At 68.4% G+C, this 804-nt stretch carries 1 pseudogene; it reads right to left on the bottom strand.

The annotated features are described in order from the left end of the window. Positions 1-804 (bottom strand): annotated as a pseudogene (locus tag A5706_RS33640) (hypothetical protein); the annotation flags it as partial.

Genomic DNA, 804 nt, shown 5'->3' with positions numbered 1-804 from the left:
TCGTCGTCTTCCACTGCGCTATAAGCGAATTCGTCGCCGTCCGCCTCGGCATCGGCGATGCGCAGGTATTCGGGCAGGGTACTCGCGTCGAGCGCACCGGTGCCCGGATCTTGTGCGTAGGCCAGCGCGGCGGTCGACGACGCGAACAACGGCGCGTTGGCGGACGCCAGGGCCGCCCCACGGGCCAGCGCCGTCTCCGGCTCTTCCGGGGTGCTCACGCTCAGCGGCGTCGCCTCTTCCAGCCACGGCTTGATCGCGGCGACATCGACGCCGGAGCCGACCACGAATAGGCCGTCCGGGCCGTCTGGCGACTCGGCGAGCCCGCCGACCATCTCCATCAGCTTCGCGGTGGCGCACTCCCCGGACGAGTCGTCCAAGGATTCTGTCCGGACATCGGCGACGGACCCGTCGGAGGTCTCGACGACCGCCAGAGTCGCGGTGTCGGGCTCGACGAAAAGCACCGCGGTGCGCTCGTAACCCATTGCGCCACCGACGGATTGGGTCAATGATGCCGCGGCAAGAAACGTCGACACCAGGATGACGTTCTCAAGCTTGTGGGCGGCCAGCGCATCGCGCACCGCCTTCGCTTCAAGCTGGTCGGTGCAGGCCACCCCGACGGCGGACAGTTCGATGCCGGCACCGACCGTGTCGTCGCGGGTGCCCAGGATGGCGGCGATCGCGCGATCGGACGCGCTGACGGTCGGCGAATCGTCGGAGGCGGCGACGGCGAACTCCTTCTCGTCTACCGTTGCGCCATCGGCGTTTTCGCCTTCCAAGACGACCATCTGGATCGACGCCGGTGCC

It is taken from the genome of Mycobacterium sp. E796, assembly GCF_001672815.1.
Classification (GTDB): domain Bacteria; phylum Actinomycetota; class Actinomycetes; order Mycobacteriales; family Mycobacteriaceae; genus Mycobacterium.
Note: the sequence above shows the minus strand (reverse complement) of the source record. Positions and strands in the feature narration are given on the sequence as shown.